Here is a 24,944-nt window from a genome sequence, read left to right on the forward strand (position 1 = left end):
GGTTCTCCTCCGCACTTTCAGCTTCTCGATTCAGTTATAGACTGTAACTACTTCGATAAGCTCTCGCAACGGCGTGCGCGGTCTAAAATCGACGCATTGTGTCTGACTCCCACCGCACCCCCGACGCGTCCCCGCCCTCGACCGGGACCGCCCCGCGGCACGTCCGCGCCAAGGGCGAGCCCCGTTTCCCCGACGGGCCGAAGGCCGATCCCGCCGGGTCGCACTTCGAGCGGCGGATCCGCAGCTTCCAGCCCCGGCGGAGCCGGGTGACCACCGGGCAGGCGGAGGCGCTGCAGCGGCTGTGGCCCCTGTGGGGGCTGGACATCGACGGCCAGCGGGTCATCGACCTCGGCGAGCTGTTCGGCGACACCCGCCCCGTCGTCCTGGAGATCGGCTTCGGCATGGGCGAGGCCACCGCCGAGATGGCCGCCGCCGACCCGGACACCAACATCCTCGCCGTCGACGTCCACACCCCCGGCCAGGGCAACCTGCTCGGTCTCGCGGAACGGAACCGGCTGTCCAACATCCGGGTGGGCAACGGCGACGCGATCATCCTCCTGCGCGAGATGCTCACCCCCGACTCACTCGCCGGGCTGCGCGTCTACTTCCCCGACCCGTGGCCCAAGAAGCGGCACCACAAGCGCCGGCTGATCCAGCCCGAGTTCCTGGCCCTGGCCGCGACCCGGCTCGCCCCGGGGGGCCTCGTGCACTGCGCCACCGACTGGGAGCCGTACGCCGAGCAGATGCTGGACGTGCTCACCGCGCACCCCGACTTCGAGAACACCGCACCCGGCGGCGGTTACGCGCCGCGCCCCGCCCACCGGCCGCTGACCCGTTTCGAGGGGCAGGGACTGGAGAAGGGACATGTGGTGAACGACTTGCTCTTCCGCCGCGTACAGCACCGCGATGCCCACCGCGATCCCCGCGGGGGGCAGCCCCCCACCGGTTAGGGTCCTTGCCGTGGCCACCTGTCCCCCGTATCCGACGCATCCGCCGCGTCCGCACTGGTGGCGGCGTGCCTGGGTGCGTTACGGGGCTCTGACCACGCTGCTCGCCGTCTCCGGGCTGGTGATCCTCGCCCTGGTCCGCGAACAGACCGGTACACAGGGCTTCCTGGTGGGCCTCGGTCTGGCGGTGCTGCCCGTTCCCGTGCTGGTGGCCGCGTTCCGCTGGCTGGACCGCGTCGACCCCGGCCCCTGGCGGAACCTGCTGTTCTGCTTCGCCTGGGGCGCCTGCGCGGCGGCGCTGATAGCGATCGTCGCCAACAGTTTCGCGACGAGATGGATAGCGACCGCGACCGCCGACCCGGCCGGCGCGGACACCCTGGGCACCACGGTCATAGCGCCGGTCGTCGAGGAGTCCGCCAAGGCCGCCGCCGTCCTGCTGGTCTTCCTCTTCCGCCGGCGGGACTTCACCGGCATCGTCGACGGCGTGGTCGTCGCCGGGATCACCGCGACCGGCTTCGCCTTCACCGAGAACATCCTCTACCTCGGCAACGCCTTCGGCACCGACCAGCTGACCGGCGACAGCGGCATGGCCTCGGTCACCGCGGCGACCTTCTTCGTCCGTGTCGTGATGTCGCCGTTCGCACACCCGCTGTTCACCGTGCTCACGGGCATCGGATTCGGCATCGCCGCGCTCTCGACGGGCCGCCACCGTCTGCGCCGTGCCCTGCTCCCCCTGGCGGGCCTGCTGCTCGCGATGGGCATGCACGCGCTGTGGAACGGCTCTGCCGCGTTCGGCGAGTACGGCTTCTTCGCCGTCTACGCGGCGTTCATGGTGCCGTCCTTCGGCCTGCTGACCTGGCTGGTGATCTGGACCCGGCAGCGCGAACTGGGCACGGTGCGGGCCGAGCTGCCCGCCTACGTGGCGGCCGGGTGGCTCACGCCCGCGGAGCCCTACGCGCTCGGTTCGATGCGGGCCCGGCGCATCGCCCGGCAGCACGCCCGCCGACACGCCGGGAGGGAGGGGGCGCGGGCAGTGGCGCGTTACGAGGCCTACGCGACCTCCCTCGCGTTCCTGCGCCGGCGCGGGAACCTGGGCAGGGCCGGCGCCGACTTCGCCGTACGGGAGCGCGAGCTCCTGGCCGCCCTGTGGCACCTGCGGGCCACGGCCCGTCCGGCGCTGGCCCACGCGGCCCACGCCACGGCACCGCCCGTACCGAGGGCCGTACCGCCGTGGACGTACCCGTACGGACCGCACGGCGGATACGGACCGGCTGACGCGTACGGATCGCAGGGCGGATACGGATCGCGGGACGCGTACGAATCGCAGGGCGGGCACGGATCGCGGGACGCGTACGGCAGCGCGTACGGATCGTACGGCGCGTACGGCAGCGCATACGCGGCACCGGCGCCGCCGTGCACGCCCCAGACCGCCCCCGCTCCGTACACCCCGTACGCCCCGTTCACCACCCCCCACACGCCCTACGCGCCGCCGGACCCGTACCGGCCGTAGGTCTCCGCCGTAGGTCTCCGCCGTAGGCCCTCCGCTCAGGCGGACGCCCGTGTCAGGCGGCCGATCTCGTCCTCCGTCAGGCTCAGTTCCGCCACGCCCAGAAGCGCCGGCAACTGCTCCACCGTGCGCGCGGAAGCGAGGGGCGCGGCGACCGTCGGCTGCGCGGCCAGCCAGGCGAGGGCGACCGTGGCGACGGGAGCGTCGTGGGCCTCGGCGATCTCGTCCAGGGCGGCGAGCACGCGGGGGCCGCGCTCGCTCTCCAGGTGCTTGGCCGCACCGCCCGCACGCGGGCTGTCCACGGCCGTGCCGGGCCGGTACTTGCCGGTGAGGAACCCGGACGCCAGGGAGTAGTACGGCACGGCGGCGAGACCGGTCCGCTCGGCGAGGTCGCGCAGCCCGCCCTCGTACGTGTCGCGGGAGACGAGGTTGTAGTGCGGCTGGAGGGCGACGTACCGGGCGAGGCCCTCGCGGTCGGAGAACTCCAGGGACGCCGCGAGGCGTTCGGCGGAGATGTTGGAGGCGGCGATGTGCCGCACCTTGCCGGCCCGCACCAGCGCGTCGAGCGCCCCGACGATCTCCTCGACCGGCACGTCGGGCTTGTCGAAGTGGGTGTAGTAGAGGTCGATGCGGTCGGTGCCCAGGCGGCGCAGCGAGGCGTCGGCCGCGGCCTTGATGTTCGCGGCGGACAGTCCGGGGTAGTCGGGGTGCTGGCTGACCTTGGTGGCGAGGACGACGTCGTCGCGGTTGCCGCGGGCGGCGAGCCACGCGCCGAGGACGGTCTCGGACTCGCCGCCGCTGTTGCCGTCGACCCAGGCGGAGTAGGAGTCGGCGGTGTCGACGAAGTTGCCGCCGACCGCCGTGTAGGCGTCCAGGACGGCGAAGGACGCGTCCTGGTCGGCGGTCCAGCCGAAGACGTTGCCGCCGAGGGCGAGAGGGAAGACCTCGAGGTCGGAGGAGCCGAGCTTGCGCGGAGAAGTCATGTAGCGCGTCAACGACCGCACCGGAGTGGACCATTCCGACATCGGTGCAAAAACCGCGCAAACCGGCAGCCCTGACGTCGGGGGGTCGCCGTCAGGACCGCCGGGGATCAGCGGGAGCGGATGAGGCCGGGAGCGGGCGGGGTGCGGCGTGCCGCCGCCGGGGTCAGGGGTTGATGCCCTTGCCCTGCAGCCAGGCCATCGGGTCGATGCCGGAGCCGCCGTCCGGGTGGACCTCGAGGTGGAGGTGGGCGCCCGTGACGTTGCCGGTGGCGCCGACGCGGCCGATGACGTCACCGGTGGCGACCTTCTGGCCGACGTTGACGCTGATGGAGGACTGGTGGGCGTACCAGAGCTCGGTGCCGTCGTCGAGCGTGAGGACGGTCTTGTAGCCGTACGACCCGTCCCAGCCGGCCGACGTGATCGTGCCGCTGTGCACCGCCTTGAGCAGCGTGCCCGTGGGGGCGGCGAAGTCGAGGCCGGTGTGGTGGCCGGAGGACCAGTAGGCGCCGGCCTGGCCGAAGGTCGAGGAGATCGTGTACGACGAGGTCGGCAGCGTGTACTGCTTGGCCAGCTTCGCGAGCCGTTCTGCCTCGGCCTTCTTCGCGGCCTCCTCCTCCGCCTTCTTCTTGGCGGCGGCGGCCTTGGCCTCGGCCTCCTTCTCGGCCTTGGCGGCGGCTTCCTGCGCCTTCTTCTCGGCGGCCGCCTGGGCCTCGGCGGCGGCCTTCGACTCGACCTGCGCCTGCTGCTGCTCGGCCTGCGCCATGATCCGGGCGCGCAGCGACTCACCGGCGTCGGCGGCGCTCTCGTCCGAGACGCCGGCGGAGGCCGCGGCGATGCCGCTGAGCGGGGTGGCGGAGCCCTCGGGCTCGGCCTCCTCCTCGCCGCCGGGCATGAGTGAGCCGACGTTCGGCAGGTCCGGCATGGAGATCGCGACCGGCGGCTTGCCGGTCTGCGCGCTGGCCATGCCGCCCGCGCCGACGGCGGCTATGACACCGACGCCGAGGACGGTGGAGCTGCGGGCGAGTCCGCCGCGCTGTTTGGCGACGCGGTGCCGGCCGCGCACGGGGCGGATGGACTCCGCGGTGGGATTCCACTCCTCCCAGGGGCCCTCTTCGGCGCGGGGGACGTCATGACCGAAGGTGTCGCTGCCGTGCCCTGCGGACACGAACGGGGCCTCGGGGGCAGGCCGGTTGGACGCCACGTGGGCGCACTCCTTTCCTTCCTTTCGCCTACCGGGTTAGCTGACGGGTTCGGAGCAGGAAGGTCTCCTACGGGTGTGCGGCGACCGTGTTTCCACGGCGCCATACGCCCGATTCACCCCAATGTGGTGGTTCCCCGGTTCCCTTGCGGGATTCGGCGCGTGCGCACGGAGCCGCCTTCTGTGACGACTGGGACGACCGCGCTGCGTTATCGAACGTTAATAGACGCGGGCCTCGGATTCCAAGCCGTTCCTCTTGATCATTAACGAAAACGGCCGGTGCGTACACCTCATGAACGGCGAAAACGGGGCGACTTGACCCTCCGTCCGTATTCCCCTTCACGCCGTTCGTTTCTGACGGTGTATCAGTTGTTATGCGGAGGGAGGTCGCGCTGTCACGGCTCGTGACAATGATCATGCTCGCCGGGTCGGGGGCGCCGTACGGCGAGCAGCGCCATGTCGTCGGCCATGCCGCCCCCGGAGTGCCGGCGCACGTCCTCGGCGAGGGTGTCGAGCAGCTTCACCGGATGGCGGAAGGCGCGGCCGGCCAGCCGCGCCTGCGGATCGTAGAACTCACCCCTTGCGTCCCGGGCTTCGGTCAGCCCGTCGGTGTAGAGCAGCAGCGTGGCCCCACCGGGGAAGGCGACCTCCTCCGCCCGGTCGGGCCACACACCCAGATCGCCCATGCCGAGCGGCAGCGCCGACTCGCGGGCGGGCAGCGCGCCCAGGGTTCCGTCGGCGTAGAGCAGCAGGGGCGGCGGGTGGCCGCGGTTGACGATGCGTACGGTGCCGTCGCCGTGCGGGAGTTCGACGAGGACGGCGGTGGTGAAGCCCTCGAAGGCGTCCAGCCCGTCGCGCCGGGTGCCCTCGCGCGCCAGCGCCCGCTCCAGCCGTTGCGCCACCGCCTCCAGGGTCGCCTCCTGCTCGGCGGCCTCCCGGAAGGCGCCGATCACGACGGCGACGGCGGCCACCGCGCCCATGCCCTTGCCGCGCACGTCCCCGACGATGAGCCGGACGCCGCGGGCGCTGTCCTGCACGGCGTACAGGTCGCCGCCGATGAAGGCGTCGGCCTGCGCCGCCTCGTAGCAGACGGCGATCTCGAAGCCGGCGATGCGCTCGGCGGGTTCGGGCAGTACGGCGCGCTGGGCGGCCGCGGCGATCTCGCGGACGGAGACGAGGCGCTCGTCGCTGCGGCGGACGAGGCCGTTCACCAGGACCGCGAGGACGGCGACCGTGGCGATGGTGATCAGCTCGGTGAGGGAGTCGACGTAGTGGATGACGCCCTTGCCGAGCTGGAGCCCGATGACCGAGGCGACCACGGCGACGCCGGTGAGCGCCGTGCCCCGCCGGGAGTAGATCGGCGCGGCGATCAGGGGTGCGGCGGTGTAGAGGGGGCCGGCGGTGAAGTACCTGGGGGTGAAGATGTCGTACAGGATGGCGACGGCGATCAGCAGTACGGGCAGCGCGTGCAGGAGGGCCCGTCCGTAGGTGGTCCGCCACCGCGGCGGTGGTTTCGGGGGCGGCACGGGACGCGCCTCGTCGCCGAGGCCGAGACCCGGGTCGGGCACGGGATCGCCGGGGAGCCGGCCACCGGCCCTGGCGGCCGCTCCCTCGTCGTCCACGTCACCTGGCCGCACCACTCGTCTCCCGCCGCCCCGCACGTCCGCGCCGCTTGCCGTCCCGGACATCCAGGTTTCCGGGGGCGGGGGCGGGCGGCGAGCGGTGAGGGGCCGACCGGGTGACACGGGCCCCGACGGAAGCGGCACCGCAACGCACCGTGGACCGAAACGCACCGAGGGCCGGAACCCTTTCGGATTCCGGCCCTCGGCCTTCAGTAGCGGGGACAGGATTTGAACCTGCGACCTCTGGGTTATGAGCCCAGCGAGCTACCGAGCTGCTCCACCCCGCGTCGTTGTGTTCACTACTGTACGCCATCCCGGGGGTGCATTGCACATCCGTATCCCCTACCCCTCCAGATGCCGGTTCGGCGCCTTCGCCCGCTGCGCGTACTCGCCCAGTACGACGACGGCGGCGCCGTGCGCGGCGAGCACCCCGCTCCCGTCCGCCCCCGCCACGAAGGTGTCCGGCTCGCGCCAGGCCGTGACGACGCGGCGCACCCCGGCGTCGAGGATCAGCCGGGCGCAGGGCGCGGGCCGGGAGGCGCGTCGGGCGCAGGGCTCCAGGCTGCTGTACACGGTGGCCCGGGCGAGCCGTGGGTCGTGCGGGTCGATCTTCGCGAGCGCGGCCTCCTCGGCGTGCACGACGGGATCGCCCCCTTCCCGCGAGTACCCCCGGGCCAGTTCGCTCCCGTCGGCGGCGACCACGACGGCCCCCACGCTGAACGCCGTGTCCGACGGCGGGCACAGCTCGGCCAGCTCACAGGCGAGCGCCAGCCAGTGCCGGTCGGCGGCGGCCACGCGGTCACCGGCACCGGGTGCGGTGGGGAGGTACCGGTTCAGCACCACGTCCTCGATCCGCCGCGACTCCACCAGCCGCAGCCGCCCACCCTGGTAGGCACCGGGCCCGAACAGCCGGGGTGCGGCCGGGTCCCCGACGAGGATCGGCGCGAGGACGAGGTGCAGCTCGTCGGCGAGTTCCCGCTGGAGCAGCTGGGTGTGCACGGTCCCGCCCCCTTCGACCATGAGCCTGCGCACGCCCCGCCGGTCGTGCAGATATTCCAACGCCGCCTGCCAGTCGATCTCCGCCCCCAGGGACACCACATCGGCGCCGATCCCCAGCGCACGGGCCCGCCGGGCGCCGTCGTCCGTGGTCAGCAGCACCTTGTCCCCGCCCGTGTGCCAGAACCGCGCCGCCGGATCCAGCTCGCCGCTGCCGCTGACGGTGACCTTGAGCGGATACGCCGCCTCCCCGGCCGCGACGCGCGCCGCCCGCCGCTCGGCCGAGTTCACCAGCAGCCGCGGATCGTCGGCCCGGATCGTCCCGGCGCCGACCAGGATCGCGTCGACCGACGCCCGCACCTCGTCCACCCGATCGAAGTCGGCGGGGCCGGACAGCAGGAGGCGTTCGGGGCCGGTGTCGTCCAGGTAGCCGTCGAGGGAGACGGCGGCGGAGAGGAGGACGTGGGGGAGGGGCATGGGTTGTCCTCCGGTAAGGCGGGCGAGCGGCTGGCTCCGGCGGGGGCGGACGAGGGGTTCCGATGAGCCATCGGAACCCCGGTCACTGCCAGAAGATCTCCTCCACGGTGATCTGGGGGTCCTGGACACGCGGGACGAAGATGTAGACCAGCCATCCCCGATGGTTGTCGAAGAACAGGATGTGGGGCCCTTTGGGATCGGTGGACCGTACCGGTTCGACGTGCATGGACGTCGGGAGGCCGGCATCGGCGTCGATTCCCCGGAACAGCGGGTCCTTGGCGGTGACCAGTTCGGCGCGGGCCTCGTCGACCAGCCTCCGGGCCGACTCCGGCAACCTGTCACGGTCCGCCAGCGCGTCGAGCCGCCAGTCCATCTGCCAAGGCGGCCCCATGAACGCGTCGGTCACTCGCCGGGCTCCGTCTCTCGCACCCTGTGCCGGATCTCCGACGCCTCTTCGAGAAGTGCCTGGGCCTCGGCGAGGTCGGTGGACTCCGCCGCGCGGTGGTGGAGATCAGCCATGCGCGCGTCCAGCTCCGGATCGCGGGCGATCGCGTATTCGCCCCACCAACGGGCCATGAACGCGGGAAGCGGAGCGATGTCGAAGGTGTCGGCGATCGCCCGCTTCCAGTGCTCATCGAAGTCCGGCAGAAGCTGCGGAGCGTACTGGGCGATGGCAGCGCGGAGCGCCTTCGGGTTCCGCTCGGGCATGGGCGGAACGACTGGCGTGGGTTCTGCGGCGTGAGCGGACATGGCCGGATGTACTCCTTCGTGCTCCTTCAGCGCACCGTGCCTCCGACGATAGCCCGCCTCGGCGGCCCAGGTGATCCGGTCGTCGACGGGCTTCTGAGGCTGCGCGAGGGACGTCATGCGGTAGGTCATGGTCGCACTCCCGGGTCACGGTCGACGGTGCCGACGCCGGCCTCGGGAGCGGGCTCGCCGCCCAGGTCGCCGGTGTCGTCGCCGGCCGGAGGCAGGCGTCGGCCTCGGGACTCCGCCACCCTCAGGGCGTCGGCGAGGCATTCGGTGAGCCGGATCGCGGTGTAGCGGACCTCGGCGTTCGGGGTGAGCGGGTCGCCCAGCACACGGTGGGCGGAGCGGCACACGTCCATCCCTTCGGCGAGCTGCCGGGTCTCCGTCTCGTCGGCGAGCCGGGACACGAATCCGCTGCCGTCGCCCGGGGCGAGGAAGCAGCGCTTGCCGTCGGGCGACAGCCAGGGCAGCAGCCGTAGCGCGGTGAACCCTTCCATCAGGCGGCCGCCTTCCGCGCGCCGACGACGTGCTGGTCCAGGTCGATACCGAAGTCGGCGGCGAGCACGAGGGCGAGGCGGCGGTGCCGCTGGCGGTCCAGCTCCTGTTCGTGGGCGGCGAGGTAGGGGCGGACGAGGCGGGAGGCTGCGCCGTCGAGGGGGAGGTGTCGGCAGTACGGGGAGTGGTGGACCGGGGGACTCGCGGGGGCGGCGCCGTGAGAGGGACGGGGCCGCGGGGCGCCTGCGCGGTGGGTTCCGGTGCCCGGACCGAGGAGAAGGGTCAGCCAGTGGGCGATGCGGTGGATAAGGTCGTGCATGTCGACGCTCCTGTTGGTAAGCGTTGGCCGTGCCCCGGGAGGTCTAGCCACCTCGCCGGGGTCTTGTCATTGCTGACCATACTCGCAACCGCGTCCCTCTGAACCCCTCTTCGCCCCACCGCGTTCCGACGCGGCGGGACGCGTTCGGGCTCTGCAAGGTGCACAGGGGTGCACCACCGTGGAGGGATGACTGATCTCCCGCGCTACGAATACGTGAAGCTCGCGGACGCCATCGCCGCCGACATCGCCTCGGGCAAGTTGCCGCAGGGTGCGGCGCTTCCCGGCGAGCGCGCAATGACGGACCTGTACGGCGTGAGCATCGGCACCGTACGACGCGCGATCGTCGAGCTTCGGAACCGAGGTCTCGTCGCCACACTGCCCGCGAAGGGGACGTACGTCATCGCGGAGCCCGACAGCGCTTCATGACCGGAACCGCGCCAGCAACGTCTCCTCCGCCGTAGCCGCCGCCGCGTCCTCCCAGGGGGCGACCGGTACGGCGCGGACGTGGCGGCCGTACGGGTCGAGGATGTGGCCGCCGAGCTTGAGCGGCCACAGGGCGACCGCGCGGTCGGCGATGACCAGGCCGGGGAAGCGGGCCACCAGTCGTGCCTCGTACGGCTGGATCTCCTCGACCGAGCGGAGCCACACCGTGGCCATCACGTTGTGCGGGCCGGACAGCGACGCGCACAGGCGGGTCTCGCGCGTGCCGATGAGCTGCGCGGCGATCTTGGGGACGTCGCCCGGCGGGGCCGCGCACCACAGGGTCACCGAGACCGGCCAGCCGGAGAGGAAGCGGGCCACCTCGCAGCGGAAGACGAGGGCCCGCTCGGCCCGCATCCGGGCGAGGCGGCGGCGGACCGTCGTCGGGCTGAGTCCCGTACGCTCCGCGAGTCTCGCGGCCGGCATCCGGCAGTCCTCGCTGAGCGCGGTGAACAGGGCGAGGTCCGCGCCGTCCGGGGCGGCGGGGGCAGACGCACTGGCGGAGCGCTCCGTCGGCGCACGGTCGACGAGGACGGCGCGGCGGCGTTCGGCCAGCCGGTCGAGGCGCCAGTGGCTGCCCTCCACGTGCACCATGGTGGCGATCTGGCTGCGCGTCGCGGTCACCCCGTCCAGGGCGCCGAGCCGGAACCCGAGGTAGCGGGCGAGCGCGGCCTGGTCCTGGAAGGCGGCGGTGACCAGCAGGTCCCGGGCGCCGGTGACGTGCTCGACGGTGAAGACGTGCGGGTCGGCGGCGATCCCGGCGGCGACCTGTCTCAGCAGCCCCGGCGCGCAGTCGATCTCGATGAACGCCACGAGCGGGGCGAGTCCGGGGCCGACCGCCGGGTGGCAGCTCAGCCAGGCCAGCCCCGCCTCGGTGAGCCGGGCCCAGCGCCTGGCCGCGGTGGAGGCGTCCACGTCCAGCGCCCGTCCGACGCGGCGCCAGTCGGCGCGCGGCGCGGCCTGGAGGGCGGTGACGAGCATGCGGTCCAGCTCGTCGAGCTCGTCCCGCTCGGCGGATGTCTGCATCAGAAGCGCTCCTGTGGCGCATCCTGGGTACTTTGCCCGGGCGATCGGTGGGTGGCGCCGACCGTACCCCACATGAACGCACTCCACGACGGCGACGCCGACTCCTACTCCGGCTCCGGCGGCCTGCACGACGACCTGGTCCGGCTCCGCCACGCCCTGCACCGCGAACCCGAGACCGGCCTCGACCTCCCCCGCACCCGGGCGAAGGTGCTCGCCGCCCTCGACGGGCTGCCGCTGGAGATCAGTACGGGCAAGCGTCTCGGTTCCGTCACCGCCGTCCTGCGCGGTGGCCGCCCGGGGCCGGCCGTCCTGCTGCGCGGGGACATGGACGCGCTGCCGGTGCGGGAGGAGAGCGGGGTGCCGTACGCCTCCGAGGTGCCCGGCGTGATGCACGCCTGCGGCCACGACGTGCACACCGCCGCGCTGGTGGGCGCCGCGCGTCTGCTGGCCGCTCGGCGGGACGAGCTGGCCGGGGACGTGGTGTTCATGTTCCAGCCGGGTGAAGAGGGCTACGGCGGGGCCCGGCTCATGGTCGAGGAGGGGGTGCTGGACGCCGCCGGGACACGCGTGGTCGCCGCCTACGGGCTGCACGTGTTCTCCACGATCCTGCCCCTCGGCGTGGTCGCCACCCGCCCCGGACCGCTGCTGGCCGCGTCCGACGCCGTCACGGTCACCGTCACCGGGCGCGGCGGCCACGGCTCGTCGCCGCACGCTGCCGCCGACCCGGTCCAGGCGGTCTGCGAGATGGTCACCGCCCTGCAGACGATGGTCACGCGGACGGTGGACGTCTTCGACCCGGCCGTCCTCACCGTCGGCTCGCTGCACACCGGGACGGCGCACAACGTCATCCCGGAGACCGCCCGCTTCGAGGCGACGGTGCGCAGCTTCTCCGCCACCACGCAGCGGGCGGTCCGCCAGGGCGTACACCGCACGGTCCAGGGCGTCGCGGCCGCCCACGGCGTCCGGGCGCAGGTCGACTACCAGGACCTGTACCCGCCCACGGTCAACGACGCGGACGAGGCCGCCTTCGCCCTGCGTACCGCCCGCGACCTCTTCGGCGCCGGGCGGGCCGTCGAGGCGCCGCAGCCCATCGCAGGCTCGGAGGACTTCTCCTTCGTGCTCCAGGAGGTACCGGGTGCCTTCCTCGGCCTCGGCGCCTGCCCGCCGGACCGCGACCCGGCGACCGCGCCGATGAACCACTCGCCGCAGGCCGTCTACGACGACGCGGTGCTTACCGACGCGGCGGTGCTGCTCGCCCGGCTCGCCGCCGACCGCCTGGAACTCGCCGCCGCCGTGCCGACTCCGTCGCCCACGGAGAAGTCCAGGTGAGCGCCGCGCCCACCACACGGAATCCGTCCGGCACCGGGACCGGCGCCTCCGTGAAGGCCGTCGTCGGACTGCTCGTCCTCTTCGAGTTCGTGAGCGGCTTCCTGCAGATGGGCATGGTGCCGCTGCTCCCGAAGATCGGCGACCGGCTCGGCGCGTCGGACTCCGACCTGTCCTGGGTCGTCGCCGTGCAGCTGCTGGCCGCCGCGGTCTGCGTCCCGGCCTTCGGGCGGCTGGGCGACCTCCACGGGCACCGGCTGATGCTGCGGATCTCCCTCGCCACGGTGGCCGCCGGGACGTGCCTCGTTGCCCTCGCGCCGTCGTTCGAGGTGCTGCTCCTCGGCCGGATCCTGCAAGGGCCGCTCGCCGCGCTGCTGCCGCTGGAGATCGCGCTCGTCCGCGACCGGCTCCCGGTCGCGCTCGCGCGCCGCGCCATCGCCCGGCTGGTGGGCGCCCTCACCGTCGGCTCGCTCCTCGGCGCGCTGGCCATGGGCGCGGCGGACGAGGCGCTCGGCGACGTCCGGCTGACGCTGCTGCTCCCCGCGGTGCTGACCGTCGTCTGCGTGCCGGTCTCCTTCCTGAGCGTCCCGGAGAGCCGGCGCCTCGCGGCGGGGCGCGTCGACCTGCCCGGCATCGTGCTGCTCGGCGCGGCCATGATCGGTCTGCTGCTGGGGGTGTCCGCCGCCGAGGAGCAGGGCTGGCTCACCGCACCGGTCCTCGGGCCGATCGCCGCGGGGGCGGGTCTGCTGGCCGTGTTCGCCGCCGTGGAGCTGCGCAGCGCCGACCCGCTGCTGGACCTGCGGGCGATGAAGGGGCGGGGCAGCGCGCCGTTCTACCTGGCCTCGTTCCTGTTCGGAGTGTTCTTCTTCGGCAGTCAGGCGCCCAACGCGACGTTCTGGGCGGCGGATCCGGCCGAGACCGGCTACGGGTTCGCCCTCGGCGCCCTGTCCATCTCCCTGATGTCCCTGCCGGGGGCGGTGTGCAGCGTGGTCGGCTCGACGCTGACCGCCCGTATCGCCGGCCGGACCGGTTACCGCCGGGCGCTCGTCGGGGCGTTCACGCTCGTCGCGCTCTCCTTCGGCTCGTTCGCGCTGCTGCACGACGCGTGGTGGCAGATGTCGCTGACGTACGCCGTGCTGGGTCTCGCGGTCGGGCTGGCGCTGGGGGCGATGCCCACGGTCGTCGTCGAGTCGGGCGACCCGTCCCGTTCCGGTGTCGCGACCGCCGTCTACAACAACGTCAAGACACTCGGCGGTGCGGTCGCGGGCGGGGTGTTCGCGTCGGTCCTCGGCTCGCTGCTCACCGTCGACGGCGAGGCGCCCGGCGAGCGCGCCTACGTGGTGCTGTGGGTCGTCGCCGGGGCGTGTGCCCTGGCCGCGGCGGGCGCGGTCGCCCTCGCCCACCGCGAGGAGGGGGCACCGGCCGCGGGAGGATGAGGGACCGGTGTTCACCACCGGCCCCGTGGTACCCGGCGCCCCATGAGCACCGAACCCGCTCCGCTGCTCGCCCTGGATCTGACCGGCACGTTCGCGTTCGGGCTGAACGGGGCGCTGACCGCGGTGCGGGCCGCGCGGCTGGACCTGGTCGGCGTGGTGGTGCTCGGGATGATCACCGCGTTGGGCGGCGGGGTCATCCGGGACGTCCTCATCGACTCGCTGCCGCCCGCCACGTTCCTGGACTGGCGGTACTACACGCTCGCCGCCGCCGGGGGCCTGATCGCCTTCGCCGTCAGCAGGCACCTGCGCCGGCTGGAACCGGCGATCACCGTGCTGGACGCGGTCGGCCTGAGCACCTTCGCGGTGATCGGCGCGAGCAAGGCGCTGGACGCCGGGCTGGCCGTCGTACCGGCCATGCTGCTGGGCGTGATCACCGCGGTGGGCGGAGGGACGATCCGCGACACCCTCGTCGGCCGGATCCCGACGGTGCTGCGCACCGGGCTGTACGCCATCCCCGCGCTGGTGGGCGCGGCGGTGACGGTCGCCGCCGACGAGACGGGGCTCTACGGCCTCCCGGCCGCCCTCGGGGCGGCGACCGCCTGCTTCCTGATCCGCGTGCTCGGCCTCCGCTTCGGGCTGAACGCGCCGGAGCCGCCCGAGACGCGTCCGCCGGGTGGCCGAACCCGCGACCGTGAGTAGCCTCGACATCATGGAGCCCCCGCGATGATGGAGCACCCCCGATGAGCGACCCCGCCCGCACCGTCCTCGCCGGCCTCGACGCCGTCCGCTCCGACGTGGAGGACCTCTACCGGGACCTGCACCGGAACCCCGAGCTGGGTCTGCGGGAGCACCGGACGGCGAAGAAGGCGGCGGACGCCCTGCGGGAGAGCGGCTACGACGTCACCGAGGGCGTCGGCGGCACCGGCGTGATCGGGGTCCTCGCGAACGGGGACGGCCCGGTCGTCATGGTCCGGGCCGACATGGACGCCCTGCCGGTGCGCGAGCGGACCGGCCTCCCGTACGCCTCCACCGCGACGGTGACCGACGGCGACGGCCGCGAGCAGCCGGTGATGCACGCGTGCGGGCACGACGTGCACGTCGCCTCCCTGGTCGGGTCCGCGCGCCTGATGGCCGAGTCCCGGGACGCCTGGCGCGGCACCTTCGTCGCGCTGTTCCAGCCCTCCGAGGAGAACGGGGACGGCGCCGACGCCATGATCGGGGACGGTCTGACCGACCGGTCGCCCCGCCCCGACGTCGTGCTCGCCCAGCATGTCCTGCCCTACCCCGCCGGCTACGTCGGCACCCGGGCCGGGTCCTTCCTGTCCGCGGCGGACAGCCTCCGCGTCACCGTGCACGGCCGGGGCGCGCACGGTTCGGCACCGCAGGCCTCCGTGGATCCCGTGGTGATCGCCGCCTCGATCGTCGTACGGCTGCAGACCGTCGTCTCCCGCGAACTGGCCGCCACCACGCCCGCCGTCGTCACGGTGGGCAGCATCCACGCGGGCAGCGGTCCCAACGTCATCCCCGACCGGGCCGTCCTCGAACTGAACGTCCGCACGTACGACGACGCCACCCGCACCCAGGTCCTGGACGCGATCAAGCGCATCGTCCGCGCCGAGTGCGAGGCGTCCCGCTCCCCCGAGGAACCGGAGTTCGAGCGGCTCTCGTCCTTCCCGCCCACCGTCAACGACGAGGAGCCGACCCGGCGCGTCGCGGAGGCGTTCACCGCGTACTTCGGCGACGACGCCCACACCGTCGAGCTGCAGACCGCCAGCGAGGACATGAGTGAGCTGCCCCAGGCGTTCGGGGTGCCGTTCACCTACTGGGCGATCGGCGGCATCGACCCCGAGCGCTACGCCGAGGCCGCCCGCGACGGCACCGTCGCCCAGGACATCCCGGTCAACCACAGCGCCGCCTTCGCCCCCGTCGTCCAGCCGACCCTGGACACGGGCGTGAGCGCGCTGACGGTGGCCGCCCTCGCCTGGCTCGGAGACCGCGCCGCGTAGGGACCTCCGCGCGAGCCTCGTACGGCTTGACTCTCCAGTGGCTGGAGACCGGAAGGTGGGGGTCATGAACGGCGCGACGCCCCAGCCCCAGCCCTCGCACTCGCACTCGCACTCGATCGGTGAACTGTCGGCCCGTACCGGCGTCCCCGTACGGACGATCCGGTTCTACTCGGACACCGGACTGCTGCCGCCCACCAGCCGCACGCCGGCCGGGTACCGCCGCTACGGCGACGCGGCCCTCGGCCGGCTCCACCTCATCGGCGTCCTGCGGGAGCTGGACGTCGACCTCGCCACGGTCCGCCGGGTCCTGGACGGGGACCTCTCCGTCGCCGAGGTCGCCGCCGCGCACGCCGACGCCACCGCCCTGCAAATCCGCGCGCTCCGACTGCGGCACAGCGTGCTGCGGCTCGTCGCCCGACGCGGCCCCAATCCCGAGGAGACCGTTCTCATGCACCGGCTCGCCCGCCTCACCTCCGACGAACGACGGCGCATGGTGGCCGACTTCGTCGCCGCCCTCGACGCCGGCACACCACAGGCCCACGAGGCCGGCGCCGCCCTGCGCACGGCCCTGCCCGACCTCCCCGACGAACCGTCCGACGCCCAGCTCGCCGCCTGGGTGGAGCTGGCCGAACTCATGGCCGACGCCGACTTCCGCGCGGGCATGGCCCGGGCGGCACTCCCGCCCTCCGACGAGGACGCCCTGCCGGGCGCGGACTCCGAGAAGGCGGCCGAGCTGGTGCCGTTCGTCCGGCAGGCCGTCGCCGACGCGAGGGAGGCGGGCATCGACCCGGACGGTGCCGAGGCCGTCCCGGTGGTCGACGCCGTCGTGGAGCGCTTCGCGGCCGTGCTCGGCCGTCCCGACGGCCCGGAGCTGCGGGACTGGATGGCACGGCGGTTCGCGGCGGGGCACGACCCGCTCGTCGAGCGGTACTGGCGCCTGGTGTGGGCCGTCAACGACTGGCAGGTGATCCCCGGCCACCTGCCCTTCCAGCCCTGGATGGTCCAAGCCCTCCGCCGGTCCGGCCGGGTCAGCCCCAGTCCCCGTTGACCCACGCCAGCAGGCGGGCGCGCTTCTTGTAGTAGCAGAAGGTGTGGTCCGCGCCGGACGTGACGTGGGTCCCGTCCCCGAACCGCAGCTCGTACCCGGTGTCGCCGGGGCCGTACTCGCCGTCCCGGCGGCCGTCCATGTCGTCGGCCCAGTCGAGGAGTCCGAAGTCCAGGAAGCCCAGGTTCTCCAGGTATCGGCCGGGGTCGGCCGGCTCCACCGGTGCGGGAGAGCCGTCGGCCCCGGCGGCGTACCGGTCCTCGGCACAGCCGTCGGACCGCACGGGCTGCCCCAGCCACCACCCGGCCAGGAACACGGCGTACAGGGTGGTGACGACGCCGAGGCGGCGCAGGGTTATCCAGGCGGGCATCCCGCACTACCTCCAGTCGCCGCCGAACCACGCCCGGAGGCGGGGGCGTTCACTCGTGTCGTTGGTGCAGGTGACGGCGTAGGAGGTGACCGTGAGGGTCGTGGAGTAGGAGCGGTCGAACGTGTAGGCGTCCGGGAACGCCGACGGGGCGGGGGTGGGAATGGGCTCGGGCCTGCGCATGGGCTCGGAGGGCGGATCCGGCTCGTACTGCTTCGCGGCCCGGTCGACGGCGGCCTGATCGGCGTGGCAGTCGGGCGTCACGGGCTGCCCCAGGTACCAGCCGGTGACGAACACGCCGTAGACCACCGCGGCGGCGCCGAGGCGGCGCGGGGTGATCCGGCGCCCGTCGAACGGTGTTGTGCTCATGCCGACGCACCCTAGCCATCGGCAGGGACTCGCCGTCGAAAACGAGTCAGCGCCCGGGTCGGCCGAAGCCGACCCGGACGCTGCGTGGCAGGCGCGGGCCGGACGGCCCCCTGCGCTTCGTGTAGGCCCTGTGGGACTCGAACCCACAACCAATGGATTAAAAGTCCACTGCTCTGCCAATTGAGCTAAGGGCCCAGGCGGTGTCTCGCGCGGTGCTGCGTGATGTTGCCACACCGAGCATAGCCCGCCGCGGCCGGGACGCCGATCGGGTATCGGGGTCCCGGCCGCGTCGGGCGGAGAGGAGGAGAGGGGAGAGGAGGGGCGAGGAAGGGAGAGGAGGGGGCCGGGGCTGCCCGGGGCTACGGGTCCACCGGCTCCGGGGTGTTCGCGCGGGCGGACGCGCGGGCGCGGGTGCGTTCGTGGTCGGGGTTGAGGAACCAGTGGCGGGCCGACGCGAGCCACCAGGTGGCGGCGAAGCCCAGGACGACCAGGACGGCGATCGGCGCGTAGTTGAAGGTCTCCCAGGTGACCGGCGAGACCTGGGGCAGCATGAACAGGACCGTGATGACGCCGACCCACGTCACCGCGATCACACCCACCGGCTGCGACCAGCGGCCCAGGTGCCACGGCCCGCGTTCGAAGGCGGCGCCCTTGCGGACCCGGAGCAGGGTCGGGATGACGTACGCGATGTAGAGGCCGATGACCGCGATGGACGTCACGGCCGCGTACGCGGTGACGTTGATCAGGTACGGGAGGCCGAGGACCAGCGCGGCCAGGGCCGCCAGCCAGACCGCCGCGACCGGCGTGCGGGTGCGCGGGTTCACCGAGTGCCAGATGTGGGACCAGGGCAGCGCGCCGTCCCGGGAGAAGGCGTAGATCATGCGGCTGTTGGCCGTCACCGACGCCATCCCGCAGAAGAGTTGGGCGCCGATCACGACGAGGAGCAGGAGTTTGCCCGCCGTCGCGCCGAGGGCGTCCAGGAGGATCTGCGCGGGAGGAGCGCCCGTGGGGGACGTCAGGGCGCCCTCGTAGGACTGGATGGCGAAGGTGAAGCCGAGGAGGAGGACGAAACCGGCGATCCAGGAGGTCCAGATGGAGCGGACGATGCCCTTGGGACCGGCCGTGGACGCGTCGTGCGTCTCCTCGGTCATGTGGGCGGAGGCGTCGTAGCCGGTGAAGGTGTACTGGGCCATCAGGAGCCCGATGAGGACCACGTAGACGCCGCTGCCCCAGCCGGTGTTGTTGACGAACTCCCCGAAGACGAAGGACGCCGACTGGTGGTGGTCCGGCGCGAAGGTCAGCGCGCCGACGATCACCGCGACGCCGAAGACGTGCCACCACACGCTCACGCTGTTGAGGAGGCCGACGATGCGGACACCGAAGGTGTTCAGCAGGCCGTGCAGGACCAGGATCGCGGCGAAGAGCAGGATCGTGCGGCCGGGCGTCACCTCGAAGTCGAACTGGAGGTTCAGGTAGGCGCCCAGGAAGGACGCGGCGCCGAAGTCGATGCCGGCGGTGACCGCGACCTGGCCCAGCACGTTGAACCAGCCCGTGAACCACGCCCAGGCCGCCGCGGTGCGCGGGGGCGCCAGGCGGTGCGCCCAGAAGTACAGGCCCGCCGAGGTCGGGTACGCCGAGCAGATCTCGGCCATCGCCAGGCCGACGAAGAGGGTCATCAGGCCGACGGCGACCCAGCCCCAGGTGATGACGGCGGGGCCGCCCGTGTTCATGCCGAAGAGGTACAGGGTCAGGCAGCCCGACAGGACCGAGATGATGGTGAAGGAGACCGCGTAGTTGGAGAACGCCGACATGCGGCGGGCCAGAACCTGGGTGTAGCCGAGCTGGGCCAGCCGTTCCTCGTCCGACAGCCCACTCGCCTTGGCGTCATCTGTCATGCCCCCAGCAATTCCCTTGCGGCGAGCGTGACATGCGTCACTCCGTGGACTTCGTGGCCGAAACCGGACCGCAACGCGAAGCGCCGTGGCCTCCACCCGGTGAGGTGGAGGCCACGGCGCTTCTCAGGTGTTCAGGCGTCAGCCGTTGCGCTTCCAGCGCGGCTTGTCGTCACGGCGGCCGAAGGACGAGCCACGGTGGTCGTCGCGGCGGCCGGACGGACGGTCGTGGCCGCCGGAACGGAAGCCAGGGCGGTCGCCCTGGCGGTCGCGGTTGAACGGACGGTCGCTGCCCCGGTGCCCACCGCGCTCACCGCGGTCGTCGCGGCGCTCGAAGGAACGGCCACCGCGGTCGTCACGACGGTCGAAGGAACGACCCCCGCGGTCACCCCGGTCGTCCCGGCGGAAACCACCGCGGTCGCCACGGTCACCCCGGTCGTCACGACGCTCGAACGAACGACCACCGCGGTCGTCACGGTCACGACGCTCGAACGAACGACCACCACGGTCGCCCCGGTCGTCACGGCGGTCGAAGGAACGACCCCCGCGGTCACCCCGGTCGTCCCGGCGGAAACCACCGCGGTCGCCACGGTCACCCCGGTCGTCACGACGCTCGAACGAACGACCACCGCGGTCGTCACGGTCACGACGCTCGAAGGAACGGCCACCACGGTCGCCCCGGTCGTCACGGCGGTCGAAGGAACGGCCCCCGCGGTCACCCCGGTCGTCACGGCGGTCGTACGAGCGGTCGCCGCGGTCGGCGAAGCGGTCGCGGCCGTTGCCGCCGGTGCGCTCCGTCTTCTCGACGTCGCGGGCGCCGGGCTGCTCGGGCAGCGAGACCTCGGTCTCGGTCGCGGCGGCGGCCACCTCGGCCAGCACCGTCTCCGGGTCCTCGCCGCGCTCCCGCGCGGACCTGGCGACCAGGCGGTCCGCCTCCTCGCGAAGCTCGGTGGCGCGGCGCTGGGCCCGCTCCAGCTCCTTGGTGAGCTGGGTGACCTCGCGCTCGGCCTGCTGCGCCGCGTTGCCCGCGGACTCGGCTTGGACCTCGGTCATCGACCGGGCGCCGGTGATCTCGGCGACCTCCGGGTCGAAGGCGGCGCCGCCCTGGATGATGTGGCGCGTGGCGTCGACGCCCGCGTCCTCCATCAGCCGGAAGATCTGGCGGCGCTGGTGCGGCAGGGACAGGGACACGACCGTGCCGGTGCGGCCCGCGCGCGCCGTACGGCCGGCGCGGTGCAGGTAGTCCTTGTGGTCGCCGGCCGGGTCCACGTTCAGGACCAGGTCGATGCCGTCGACGTGGATGCCGCGGGCGGCGACGTCGGTGGCGACCAGGACGTTGACGTAACCGTCCTTGAAGTCCGCCAGCGTGCGGGTGCGGGCGCCCTGGGTCATGCCGCCGTGCAGCGCGTCCGCCTTGGCACCGGCGTCGCGCAGCTGCTCGGCGACGCGGTCGGCGCCCAGCTGGGTGCGGACGAAGATGATGGTGCGGCCCTTGCGGGAGGCGATGGCCGCGGTGACCGGCGCCTTGTCCTTGGGCTTCACGACCAGGATGTGGTGCGACATGGTCGTCACCGCGCCCTGGGCGGCGTCCACCTCGTGGAGGGCCGGGTCCGTCAGGTACCGGTCGACGAGGGTCTTGATCTCGTTCTCCATGGTGGCGGAGAAGAGCATGCGCTGACCGCCGGCCGGGACCTGGTCGAGCAGCTCGGTGACCTCGGGCAGGAAGCCCAGGTCGGACATCTGGTCGGCCTCGTCGAGGACCGCGATCTGCACGTTCTCCAGGGAGCAGGCGCCGCGGTTGATGATGTCGCGCAGCCGGCCCGGGGTGGCGACCAGGATGTCGACGCCGCGCTCGAGGGCGTAGATCTGGTTGCCCATCGAGGTACCGCCGCAGACGACCTTCATCTTCAGGCCCATGACGTCGCCGTACGGCTGGAGCGCGTCGGCGACCTGCATGGCCAGCTCGCGGGTCGGGGTGAGGATGACGGCGCGGGGCTTGTGCTTCTCGGTGCGGCCGCCGGCCAGCGTGGCCAGGGTCGGCAGACCGAAGGAGAGGGTCTTGCCGGAGCCGGTGCGGCCTCGGCCGAGGATGTCCTTGCCGGCCAGGGCGTCCGGAATGGTCGCGGCCTGGATCGGGAAGGGGGTGGTCACGCCGTTCTGCGCGAGCTTGCGCACGACGCCCTCGGGGAGACCGAGGTCGGCGAACGTCGACTCGGGAGCCGCGGGGGCCTCGACGGTCTCGGTGGACTCGGGGGTCGTGGCGGCCTCTGCGGCCTCCGGTGCACCCTCGACGCCTTCGGCGTTCTCGGGCACGACGACGTGGTCGGTACTGGTCATGGACATGCGAATGCGAAACCTTCCGGAGTCTCTCGTCGGCACGCGCCCGTCAACTCCGTGAATCGCGATTCGCAATACGACCGCCTCAATGCGGTCCACCACGGCAGGGGGAGAGAACGCGCCACACGGCGCGCTCTGCGGTGGCGCCGGGCAAATGGGATCAAACGATCTACCACCATACGCACCCTCCACCCCCGAAGGCAAACCGGAAGGCAACGCGCCGACACATGCCCAGCTCAGCGGGGTCGGCACCCGATCCGCACCGTCGGCCCGGCCGCCTACACCGGTGCTCCGGCCGCCGGCGCCGGCTCCCGCTGCTCGAGCTGCGTACCGGGAGGCTCGTGCGCCGACGAGGACGGCTCGGCCACCGTCGGCTCCGGCGTCGGCGGGGCGGGCGGCTCCTGGGTCGGCGTCGGCTCCGGCTCGGCCGTCCGGGTGGGCTCCTCCGGCGGCATCCGGGTGGGCTCGGGCTCGGGGTCCCCGCCCTTCGGCGGCGCTCCCCGACTCGGATGCCCGGCCGAGGACGCCGAAGCGGACGCGTCCCCGTCCGTCCCGTCCTCGCCCTTCTCCCTGCCGTCGCCCCTGCCCCCGCCCCCGGCCTTCTTCCCCTCGCCGTGGCCCTCGTCGGCCGCCGCCTCGCGGTACCCGGCGGTGCCGCCCGACACCGCGGGGCCGCCCTCGGGTGCCTCACCGCCCCGCTCCCCGGCGGAGTGCGACGGCCTGACGTCCCCTCCGGACTCGTCGCCGACGCTCATGCAGCCGGCGGCGGCGACGACGGCCACGGCCGTGGCGGCCAGACGGACGGGTACGTACAAGGGGCGCACGGGCGGCCACCTCCGGGGTTCAAGGAGTCGACGTGCCCAACTCCCGTCACCCACAAGAGGACACGCGCCCGGCGAGGCGGACTTGACCCGAGCGCGTCACGGTCGCCGGCGGCGTGCCGGCCGCGTCACCCGTACCCGAGGGCGTGCAGCCGCGCGTCGTCGATCCCGAAGTGGTGGGCGATCTCGTGAACGACCGTCACCTCGGTCTCGGCCACGACGTCCTCACGCGTGTCGCAGAACCGCAGCGTCGGCCCCCGGTAGATGGTGATCCGGTCCGGCAGCACGCCCGCGTACCACTCCCCGCGCTCCGTCAGCGGCGTCCCCTCGTACAGGCCGAGCAGCTCGGGATCGTCCGCCGGCGGTTCGTCCTCCACGAACACCGCGACGTTGTCCATCAGCCGCGTCAGCTCCGGCGGGATCCGGTCCAGGGCCTCGGCGACCAGTTCCTCGAACTCCTCGCGCGTCATCTCCAGCACAGCCCCATTGTCGGGTACGACCGTGGAGTACGACCCGCATATCCGCCCCGGGCCCTGGGCATACGGGACCAATGGCCCGCGTCCCCGCCGCAGCCCTGCACGCCCTGGCCGAGGTGATGAACCCCATCCGCAACGCCCCGCGCGCCCTCTTCCTCCGGCGGCGCATCCGCCGTACGCCCCCGACACCCGACCTCGCCGCCCGCCCGCACCCCTGGACCCGCGCCGCCGGACTCGTCGCCGTGGTGCTGCTGGGCGCCTGGCTGGGGCTGCTGGTCGTGGGCAACGTGCGGGTGCCGGTCGGGCCGATGAACACGACGATGACGCTGCGCCCGTCGCTCACCGGCGGCACGAAGATCAACGTCTCGCCGCTGGGCGCCCTCCAGCTCGACAGCCATGTCGCCCCGGTCCGCCTCGACGTCAACGTCGACCAGCTCGACCCCGACCGCGCCCAGGCCCTCGTCGACCACCCCGAACGGCTCTCCGGCCTCCAGGACGAGGTCGCCCAGGACGTCGAGCACGGCACCCTCGACCTCGCCGTCCGCTCGTGCGTCGCCGTCGTCACCGGCGCCACCGCCCTCGGCCTCGTCGTCTACCGCCGGCCCCGGCGTGCCCTCGCCGCCGGGGGACTCGCGCTCACCCTCCTGGTGGCGTCCGGCGGCACCGCGTACGCGACCTGGAACCCCGACTCCGTCCTGGAACCGAAGTTCTCCGGGCTGCTCTCCTCCGCGCCGTCCCTCGTCGGCAACGCGCGCAGCATCGTGACCGAGTTCGACGTCTACCAGAAGGAACTGGCCCGGCTGGTGACCAACGTGACCAAGCTCTACGACGTCACGTCCACGCTCCCCGCCTACCAGCCCGACCCGAGCACGATCCGCGTCCTGCACGTGTCGGACATCCATCTGAACCCGGCGAGCTGGAAGATCATCGCCTCGCTGGTGGAGCAGTACAAGGTGAACGTGATCGTCGACTCCGGCGACACGATGGACCACGGCACCGCCGCGGAGAACGGCTTCCTGGACCCGGTCGAGGACCTCGGCGCCGCCTACGTCTGGGTGCGCGGCAACCACGACTCGCGCGGCACCCAGAAGTACCTCGAGCACCTGAAGAACGCACACGTCCTGGACGACGGCCGGGCCCGGACGGTCGCCGGACTGCGCTTCGCCGGCATGGGCGACCCGCAGTACACCCCCGACCGCTCCAAGGCGGACGGCGCCGAGGCCTCCCAGGAGCTGGCCGGCGCCCGCCTCGCCTCCGCCCTGCGCGACCAGAGCGCGGCCGGGACCCCCGTGGACGTCGCCATCGCCCACGAACCGTCGGCCGCCCGGGAGGTCGACGGCGACGTGCCGCTGGTCCTCGCCGGGCACCTCCACCACGAGGACACGGAGGTCATGAAGTACGGCACCCGACTGCGCGTCGAGGGCTCCACCGGGGGCAGCGGCCTGCGCGCGGTGGAGGGCAAGCACCCCGACCCGATCCAGGCGTCGATCCTCTACTTCGACCGGAACACCCGGCACCTCCAGGCCTGGGACGAGATCAAGCTCGGCGGTCTCGGCCTGACGACGGCCGAGGTCAGCCGTCATCTGCCGAAGGAGAACCAGCCGGGCGCGACCCCGTCCCCCTCCACCACCGACCCCTCTGCCACCGCACCGGGCAGCCCCGTCCCCGGGACTCCGTAAACCGTTTTGGCGATACCTCCCGCCATCCCATATGCTTCTCACGTCCCCGACGCGCTGAGAAGCGCCCAGGCGGGCCGATAGCCCTCATCGTCTAGCGGCCTAGGACGCCGCCCTTTCAAGGCGGTAGCACGGGTTCGAATCCCGTTGGGGGCACGCAGTACATGTGCGACACTGTCGTACGAAGCTTGGTCCTGTGGAGCAGTTTGGAGTGCTCGCCACCCTGTCAAGGTGGAGGCCGCGGGTTCAAATCCCGTCAGGACCGCTGAGGTTTCACGTGAAACCTCGCGGCTGGGTAGCTCAGTTGGTACGAGCGATCGCCTGAAAAGCGATAGGTCGCCGGTTCGACCCCGGCCCCAGCCACATACAACCCCTGTCGAGATCATCGGCGGG

24 protein-coding genes, 5 tRNA genes and 1 riboswitch are annotated in these 24,944 nt (G+C 72.8%); of the genes, 12 read left to right on the forward strand and 17 right to left on the reverse strand.

Annotated features, from left to right (window positions below):
* The first annotated feature begins 98 nt into the window (after positions 1 to 98).
* Together trmB and BJ961_RS34805 are read left to right on the forward strand one after the other, a co-directional pair.
* Positions 99 to 950, forward strand: a complete 852-nt coding sequence (gene trmB / locus BJ961_RS34800; RefSeq protein WP_271416740.1) for a tRNA (guanosine(46)-N7)-methyltransferase TrmB — start codon at positions 99 to 101, stop codon at positions 948 to 950.
* A 10-nt stretch (positions 951 to 960) separates the two neighbouring features.
* Positions 961 to 2,457, forward strand: coding sequence for a PrsW family intramembrane metalloprotease (locus BJ961_RS34805; RefSeq protein ID WP_271416741.1), 1,497 nt, complete (start codon positions 961 to 963; stop codon positions 2,455 to 2,457).
* Between the two features lie 35 nt (positions 2,458 to 2,492).
* On the opposite strand, the gene BJ961_RS34810 is transcribed toward BJ961_RS34805, so the two are convergent.
* The 9 genes from BJ961_RS34810 to BJ961_RS34850 all read right to left on the reverse strand — a co-directional run bounded on the left by BJ961_RS34810 (position 2,493) and on the right by BJ961_RS34850 (position 9,294).
* On the reverse strand, positions 2,493 to 3,437 hold the full coding sequence (locus BJ961_RS34810) for an aldo/keto reductase (protein ID WP_271416742.1): 945 nt from the start codon (positions 3,435 to 3,437) through the stop codon (positions 2,493 to 2,495).
* Positions 3,438 to 3,600: 163 nt separating this feature from the next.
* Positions 3,601 to 4,638, reverse strand: a complete 1,038-nt coding sequence (locus tag BJ961_RS34815) for a M23 family metallopeptidase (RefSeq protein ID WP_271416743.1) — start codon at positions 4,636 to 4,638, stop codon at positions 3,601 to 3,603.
* 10 nt (positions 4,639 to 4,648) lie between these two features.
* Positions 4,649 to 4,806, reverse strand: a riboswitch (cyclic di-AMP (ydaO/yuaA leader).
* Between the two features lie 224 nt (positions 4,807 to 5,030).
* Positions 5,031 to 6,272, reverse strand: a complete 1,242-nt coding sequence (locus tag BJ961_RS34820) for a PP2C family protein-serine/threonine phosphatase (protein ID WP_271416744.1) — start codon at positions 6,270 to 6,272, stop codon at positions 5,031 to 5,033.
* A gap of 198 nt (positions 6,273 to 6,470) precedes the next feature.
* Positions 6,471 to 6,544, reverse strand: a tRNA-Met gene (locus BJ961_RS34825).
* A 55-nt stretch (positions 6,545 to 6,599) separates the two neighbouring features.
* The gene (locus tag BJ961_RS34830; RefSeq protein ID WP_271416745.1) at positions 6,600 to 7,730 is read right to left on the reverse strand and encodes a dihydrofolate reductase family protein; all 1,131 of its coding nucleotides are present in this window, start codon (positions 7,728 to 7,730) and stop codon (positions 6,600 to 6,602) included.
* An 82-nt stretch (positions 7,731 to 7,812) separates the two neighbouring features.
* Positions 7,813 to 8,136 (reverse strand): hypothetical protein, encoded by a 324-nt coding sequence (locus BJ961_RS34835; RefSeq protein WP_271416746.1) that lies wholly within the window; start codon positions 8,134 to 8,136, stop codon positions 7,813 to 7,815.
* Positions 8,133 to 8,480 carry a DUF6247 family protein gene (locus BJ961_RS34840; RefSeq protein WP_271417263.1) on the reverse strand — a complete coding sequence of 116 codons (348 nt, stop codon included), beginning with the start codon at positions 8,478 to 8,480 and terminating at the stop codon, positions 8,133 to 8,135. Before BJ961_RS34840 ends, BJ961_RS34835 begins: the two co-directional genes overlap by 4 nt.
* A gap of 125 nt (positions 8,481 to 8,605) precedes the next feature.
* Positions 8,606 to 8,977, reverse strand: a complete 372-nt coding sequence (locus BJ961_RS34845) for a hypothetical protein (protein ID WP_271416747.1) — start codon at positions 8,975 to 8,977, stop codon at positions 8,606 to 8,608.
* Positions 8,977 to 9,294: a hypothetical protein gene (locus BJ961_RS34850; RefSeq protein ID WP_271416748.1), complete on the reverse strand. Its 318-nt coding sequence runs from the start codon at positions 9,292 to 9,294 to the stop codon at positions 8,977 to 8,979. The genes BJ961_RS34845 and BJ961_RS34850 overlap by 1 nt, the downstream gene beginning before the upstream one ends.
* A 186-nt stretch (positions 9,295 to 9,480) precedes the next feature.
* Here BJ961_RS34850 and BJ961_RS34855 point away from each other — a divergent pair, with 186 nt between their 5' ends.
* Positions 9,481 to 9,720: a winged helix-turn-helix domain-containing protein gene (locus BJ961_RS34855; protein WP_271416749.1), complete on the forward strand. Its 240-nt coding sequence runs from the start codon at positions 9,481 to 9,483 to the stop codon at positions 9,718 to 9,720.
* Here BJ961_RS34855 and BJ961_RS34860 read toward each other — a convergent pair.
* Positions 9,715 to 10,800 carry an Lrp/AsnC family transcriptional regulator gene (locus BJ961_RS34860; protein ID WP_271416750.1) on the reverse strand — a complete coding sequence of 362 codons (1,086 nt, stop codon included), beginning with the start codon at positions 10,798 to 10,800 and terminating at the stop codon, positions 9,715 to 9,717. The genes BJ961_RS34855 and BJ961_RS34860 overlap by 6 nt on opposite strands.
* Positions 10,801 to 10,872: 72 nt before the next feature.
* Between BJ961_RS34860 and BJ961_RS34865 the strand changes: the two genes are divergently transcribed.
* The 5 genes from BJ961_RS34865 (at position 10,873) to BJ961_RS34885 (ending at position 16,616) form a co-directional block, all read left to right on the forward strand.
* Entirely contained in the window at positions 10,873 to 12,129 is a 1,257-nt protein-coding gene (locus BJ961_RS34865; RefSeq protein WP_271416751.1) for a M20 metallopeptidase family protein, read from the forward strand.
* Entirely contained in the window at positions 12,126 to 13,562 is a 1,437-nt protein-coding gene (locus BJ961_RS34870; RefSeq protein WP_271416752.1) for an MFS transporter, read from the forward strand. The genes BJ961_RS34865 and BJ961_RS34870 overlap by 4 nt, the downstream gene beginning before the upstream one ends.
* 42 nt (positions 13,563 to 13,604) lie before the next feature.
* Complete coding sequence (locus BJ961_RS34875) at positions 13,605 to 14,261, forward strand: trimeric intracellular cation channel family protein (RefSeq protein ID WP_271416753.1); 657 nt, start codon at positions 13,605 to 13,607, stop codon at positions 14,259 to 14,261.
* Positions 14,262 to 14,302: 41 nt separating this feature from the next.
* Complete coding sequence (locus tag BJ961_RS34880) at positions 14,303 to 15,568, forward strand: M20 family metallopeptidase (protein ID WP_271416754.1); 1,266 nt, start codon at positions 14,303 to 14,305, stop codon at positions 15,566 to 15,568.
* A gap of 64 nt (positions 15,569 to 15,632) precedes the next feature.
* Positions 15,633 to 16,616, forward strand: coding sequence for a MerR family transcriptional regulator (locus tag BJ961_RS34885; RefSeq protein WP_271416755.1), 984 nt, complete (start codon positions 15,633 to 15,635; stop codon positions 16,614 to 16,616).
* Here the strand turns inward: BJ961_RS34885 and BJ961_RS34890 are convergent.
* The 7 genes from BJ961_RS34890 to BJ961_RS34920 all read right to left on the reverse strand — a co-directional run bounded on the left by BJ961_RS34890 (position 16,597) and on the right by BJ961_RS34920 (position 22,878).
* On the reverse strand, positions 16,597 to 16,983 hold the full coding sequence (locus tag BJ961_RS34890; protein ID WP_271416756.1) for a hypothetical protein: 387 nt from the start codon (positions 16,981 to 16,983) through the stop codon (positions 16,597 to 16,599). The genes BJ961_RS34885 and BJ961_RS34890 overlap by 20 nt on opposite strands.
* Before the next feature lie 6 nt (positions 16,984 to 16,989).
* Positions 16,990 to 17,349 carry a hypothetical protein gene (locus BJ961_RS34895; RefSeq protein ID WP_271416757.1) on the reverse strand — a complete coding sequence of 120 codons (360 nt, stop codon included), beginning with the start codon at positions 17,347 to 17,349 and terminating at the stop codon, positions 16,990 to 16,992.
* 122 nt (positions 17,350 to 17,471) lie between these two features.
* Positions 17,472 to 17,544: transfer RNA gene (locus BJ961_RS34900), tRNA-Lys, on the reverse strand.
* Positions 17,545 to 17,708: 164 nt separating this feature from the next.
* Positions 17,709 to 19,244 carry an amino acid permease gene (locus BJ961_RS34905; RefSeq protein ID WP_271416758.1) on the reverse strand — a complete coding sequence of 512 codons (1,536 nt, stop codon included), beginning with the start codon at positions 19,242 to 19,244 and terminating at the stop codon, positions 17,709 to 17,711.
* 138 nt (positions 19,245 to 19,382) lie between these two features.
* Positions 19,383 to 21,584: a DEAD/DEAH box helicase gene (locus BJ961_RS34910; protein ID WP_271416759.1), complete on the reverse strand. Its 2,202-nt coding sequence runs from the start codon at positions 21,582 to 21,584 to the stop codon at positions 19,383 to 19,385.
* Positions 21,585 to 21,856: 272 nt separating this feature from the next.
* The gene (locus tag BJ961_RS34915) at positions 21,857 to 22,402 is read right to left on the reverse strand and encodes a hypothetical protein (protein WP_271416760.1); all 546 of its coding nucleotides are present in this window, start codon (positions 22,400 to 22,402) and stop codon (positions 21,857 to 21,859) included.
* A gap of 125 nt (positions 22,403 to 22,527) precedes the next feature.
* The gene (locus tag BJ961_RS34920; RefSeq protein ID WP_161165491.1) at positions 22,528 to 22,878 is read right to left on the reverse strand and encodes a metallopeptidase family protein; all 351 of its coding nucleotides are present in this window, start codon (positions 22,876 to 22,878) and stop codon (positions 22,528 to 22,530) included.
* Positions 22,879 to 22,949: 71 nt separating this feature from the next.
* On the opposite strand from BJ961_RS34920, the gene BJ961_RS34925 reads away from it, so the two are divergent.
* The 4 genes from BJ961_RS34925 (at position 22,950) to BJ961_RS34940 (ending at position 24,914) form a co-directional block, all read left to right on the forward strand.
* Positions 22,950 to 24,554: a metallophosphoesterase family protein gene (locus BJ961_RS34925; RefSeq protein ID WP_271416761.1), complete on the forward strand. Its 1,605-nt coding sequence runs from the start codon at positions 22,950 to 22,952 to the stop codon at positions 24,552 to 24,554.
* Between the two features lie 80 nt (positions 24,555 to 24,634).
* Positions 24,635 to 24,707: transfer RNA gene (locus BJ961_RS34930), tRNA-Glu, on the forward strand.
* Between the two features lie 34 nt (positions 24,708 to 24,741).
* Positions 24,742 to 24,816: transfer RNA gene (locus tag BJ961_RS34935), tRNA-Asp, on the forward strand.
* Positions 24,817 to 24,840: 24 nt separating this feature from the next.
* Positions 24,841 to 24,914 (forward strand) — tRNA-Phe (locus BJ961_RS34940).
* Positions 24,915 to 24,944 lie beyond the last annotated feature (30 nt).

This window comes from Streptomyces lienomycini, from assembly GCF_027947595.1.
In the GTDB taxonomy this organism is placed as follows: Bacteria; Actinomycetota; Actinomycetes; order Streptomycetales; family Streptomycetaceae; genus Streptomyces; species Streptomyces lienomycini.

Bases quoted from the DNA above. Each gene is read 5' to 3' on its own strand.
- BJ961_RS34880 (WP_271416754.1), top strand. From the start codon at position 14,303: ATGAGCGACCCCGCCCGCACCGTCCTCGCCGGCCTCGACGCCGTCCGC.
- BJ961_RS34875 (WP_271416753.1), top strand. From the start codon at position 13,605: ATGAGCACCGAACCCGCTCCGCTGCTCGCCCTGGATCTGACCGGCACG.
- BJ961_RS34885 (WP_271416755.1), top strand. From the start codon at position 15,633: ATGAACGGCGCGACGCCCCAGCCCCAGCCCTCGCACTCGCACTCGCAC.
- BJ961_RS34850 (WP_271416748.1), bottom strand. From the start codon at position 9,294: ATGCACGACCTTATCCACCGCATCGCCCACTGGCTGACCCTTCTCCTC.
- BJ961_RS34910 (WP_271416759.1), bottom strand. From the start codon at position 21,584: ATGTCCATGACCAGTACCGACCACGTCGTCGTGCCCGAGAACGCCGAA.
- BJ961_RS34925 (WP_271416761.1), top strand. From the start codon at position 22,950: ATGGCCCGCGTCCCCGCCGCAGCCCTGCACGCCCTGGCCGAGGTGATG.
- BJ961_RS34840 (WP_271417263.1), bottom strand. From the start codon at position 8,480: ATGTCCGCTCACGCCGCAGAACCCACGCCAGTCGTTCCGCCCATGCCC.
- BJ961_RS34890 (WP_271416756.1), bottom strand. From the start codon at position 16,983: ATGCCCGCCTGGATAACCCTGCGCCGCCTCGGCGTCGTCACCACCCTG.
- BJ961_RS34865 (WP_271416751.1), top strand. From the start codon at position 10,873: ATGAACGCACTCCACGACGGCGACGCCGACTCCTACTCCGGCTCCGGC.
- BJ961_RS34855 (WP_271416749.1), top strand. From the start codon at position 9,481: ATGACTGATCTCCCGCGCTACGAATACGTGAAGCTCGCGGACGCCATC.
- BJ961_RS34905 (WP_271416758.1), bottom strand. From the start codon at position 19,244: ATGACAGATGACGCCAAGGCGAGTGGGCTGTCGGACGAGGAACGGCTG.
- BJ961_RS34895 (WP_271416757.1), bottom strand. From the start codon at position 17,349: ATGAGCACAACACCGTTCGACGGGCGCCGGATCACCCCGCGCCGCCTC.
- BJ961_RS34845 (WP_271416747.1), bottom strand. From the start codon at position 8,977: ATGGAAGGGTTCACCGCGCTACGGCTGCTGCCCTGGCTGTCGCCCGAC.
- BJ961_RS34830 (WP_271416745.1), bottom strand. From the start codon at position 7,730: ATGCCCCTCCCCCACGTCCTCCTCTCCGCCGCCGTCTCCCTCGACGGC.
- BJ961_RS34810 (WP_271416742.1), bottom strand. From the start codon at position 3,437: ATGACTTCTCCGCGCAAGCTCGGCTCCTCCGACCTCGAGGTCTTCCCT.
- BJ961_RS34860 (WP_271416750.1), bottom strand. From the start codon at position 10,800: ATGCAGACATCCGCCGAGCGGGACGAGCTCGACGAGCTGGACCGCATG.